A 2,805-nucleotide genomic window follows, 5' to 3' on the forward strand; every position below is an offset into this window, starting at 1 on the left:
AGAGGACAGGGCAGCCGCTCAGGCCGAGATCGGCACCGTACTGGGCCTGCTGCGTTCGGTTGGCGAAGCCGGATCCCAATAGTCCTCCGACCGATGCCGGCCTCACCGGCCAGCTGAGCAAGCCCCCACCCGATCACAATCCGATGGGGGGCTTGCTCAGTGCCCGCGCAGCTCCGCCAGCACCGCATCCGTGAAGGGCGGACACGCCCAGATCGAGGGTGTCTGGTTGGTGGCCACGCCCCACCGGACGGCTTGCACCCGCCGCGGGGATCGGTCATGGTCACACCGACGTCCTCCACACCACGGCCAACCACCCGTTCTATGACAAGTCCACCCACAAGTGGACGCCGGCTGGTTCACTCGCTCCCGGCGATGCTCTCCAGGCATTTGACGGCCACAGCGATATCCGGGTCGAGTCGGTCACGCCCACTCCGGGGGCTGCGAACCGCTACAACCTGACAGTGCAGGAACTCCACACGTACTACGTGGTTGCAGAAGGCGTGCCCACGCTCGTCCACAACACCTGCGACGGATACGACCCGGAGTTCCCCAACATCAAGTTGAGCAACTATCGGGGACGGTTCAACGCCTGGCTCAACAGGAACGGGTTCAAGAGGCTCCCGAAGGACTGGGACGCGCACCACGCGATACCGCAGGAGTACCGGGATCATCCCGAGTTCCAGGACTTCGATTTCGATGCGTCGTCCAACATGCGTGGTATTCCAGGCAGTAGGATGGGATCGCGCGGAGCGAACGTGCATCAGGACATCACCAACCAATGGAAGTGGTTCGGTGATATGAACCCAAACGCGACGCGCGCCGAGACCGAAGACTTCGCAGGGCAAATAGATAGAGGGTACGGTGCCTATTTCTGGGGAGAGCCTAAGTAGTTGGCTCCGGTCGATGCGCGAGCTCGCTGAAAGGTTTGTCGATCAGTTCGAGGAGACGTATGGGTATCCACCCGACGACCATGAGGTGATCGCGGTTTCCCCCGGTGACGAGGCCGAGGTCAGGCGGCGTCTGGAAGACGCGAACGTGAGTGGTGATCTTGTCGATCTCTACTCGCAGCTGGAAACCGTGTCGCTCCCTGACCTGGAGAATGGCTACTTCATTCACTCGGCCGACGAATTGCTGGAGGGTATGCGAGGCGGGCAGCCGAATCGCGTTGTCGGAGCAGTCGAGGACTCCATCACGGTGTTCGGTTCCGATGGCGGTGGCGGGCTCTTTGCGCTGAATGCGGCCCAGGACAAGGTGTATCGCCTAAGCGGCGGGGCGCTCGTCGGAGCGGTGTACGAGGTCGACCCACCAGGCCTGGAGATCGTCTCTGACGGCCTCTCCGGGTACCTGGGCTTCTTGGAGGCGGAACTCACGCAAGCTGTTCAAGGAGGTTGAGGCAGACGACTGCTGAAGGGTAGGAAGCGGCGCCTCCTGGGGCACTCCCAGTGGGGCGCCGCTCCGCGTTTGATATTCCGCGCAGAATTCGCGCGGTTTTACAAGCGCAGTCTACTGGCACGTCGCGGGGTTTATCGTTGGGAGCGCCACCGTTCTCGGCCAATGGCCTGTCCGGGTGTGTCCATTCACGGGGTGGTGGGGGCTGGTACTGATCTTTGAGGCCGTGGTTGACGGGTCGGTCATGTGTGGGATAACAGATGTATGGGGACTCGAACTGGCAGGCAGCTGAGTATGGAACGAAGCACACGTGAACTCCTGACGCGCCGCTGAATTCATCTGTGGCGTGCAGGATCGCAAGGAGCGCTTCCATTCTGGCGGTGACAGAATCTTGGGGTCCTGCTGACTGTCGGCAGGGCCCTGAGTCATTTGACGGCAACGTCAGCGGACGACGGCTGCGGCGGGTGGGCCGTTGGGGTCGTCGTCGGTCGGGCCGAGGGCGTCAATGGTTTGGCGCTGGAGGCGGAGCCGGACGTGGGCGTAGACGCCGGCGGTGACGCCGATGTGGGAATGTCCGAGAAGTTCCTTGATCACGACGAGCTCGACGCCCTGCTCCAGGAGCAGGGTCGCGGTCGAGTGTTTCCCTCGCTCACCTGGCCGAGCGAGCCGCAGCCGGAAGAGCTGGCGTACGTCATCGGCGAAAGCCTCTTCTGGGAAGAACCGGCAGACGCGGGGTACCGACGACGGTTCCGCACAGCCGCCGCAGTCCGCGCCGCCAGGGTCCGGGGATGTCGACCTGGCGGGCAAGCTGGACCTGATCCTGGAGCAGATGGCCGACATGCACGAGCGTCTTGAGCGCCTGGAGCAGGCAAGCCAGGGCCGAGGAGCCAAGCGCCCCAAGGGCGCCTGACGGTATCCGGTGGCGGGTCGGATGAGTCGTATGTCTACGACGACAACGGCAACGTGACGTCGCAGACCGTGGGCGGCCAGACGACGACGTCGAACTACGACCGCAACCGGCTGGCGACCACCGTCGTGGCGGGGGTGTCCTCCGGCTACCACTACGACCCCTACGGCCGGCTGGACAACGTCACCACCGCCGGCAGCGTCGTCGAGCGCTACACCTACGACGGCTTCGACCACATCGCCTCCGAACAGAAGAAGAACGGCACCGGCTACGACACCACCAACTACACCTACGACCCGTTCGACCGGACGGTGTCGCAGACACAGAACGCGGGCGCCACGGGTGAGAAGACCACCGTCTTCGACTACCTGGCCATGTCCAACGCGGTCGTCTCCGAGACCGAGAACGGGACAACCACCAAGACGCCAAGGCCGCCACGCACGTCGGCGAGGACACGGCCGATGCCGCCAAGGCCGAGAAGGCCGCAGCCGCCGAGAAGGCCGCGGCGG

The 2,805-nt window shown here is 64.1% G+C and carries 3 protein-coding genes and 1 pseudogene; 3 read left to right on the forward strand and 1 reads right to left on the reverse strand.

Annotated elements, in window-relative coordinates; translation table 11 throughout:
- Positions 1-218 precede the first annotated feature (218 nt).
- Together H8R17_RS44975 and H8R17_RS44980 are read left to right on the forward strand one after the other, a co-directional pair.
- Positions 219-890: a polymorphic toxin-type HINT domain-containing protein gene (locus H8R17_RS44975; protein ID WP_187828919.1), complete on the forward strand. Its 672-nt coding sequence runs from the start codon at positions 219-221 to the stop codon at positions 888-890.
- Positions 891-903: 13 nt separating this feature from the next.
- Entirely contained in the window at positions 904-1,392 is a 489-nt protein-coding gene (locus H8R17_RS44980; protein WP_187828920.1) for a hypothetical protein, read from the forward strand.
- Positions 1,393-1,830: 438 nt separating this feature from the next.
- On the opposite strand, the pseudogene H8R17_RS44985 reads toward H8R17_RS44980, so the two are convergent.
- A pseudogene (locus H8R17_RS44985) lies at positions 1,831-2,031 on the reverse strand (site-specific integrase); the annotation flags it as partial.
- Positions 2,032-2,352: 321 nt separating this feature from the next.
- Between H8R17_RS44985 and H8R17_RS44990 the strand changes: the two are divergent.
- Positions 2,353-2,805, forward strand: a 453-nt coding sequence (locus H8R17_RS44990; protein WP_187828921.1) for a hypothetical protein, incomplete at its 3' end; no start/stop codon positions are given.

This window comes from Streptomyces sp. TRM68367, assembly GCF_014495685.1.
Classification (GTDB): domain Bacteria; phylum Actinomycetota; class Actinomycetes; order Streptomycetales; family Streptomycetaceae; genus Streptomyces.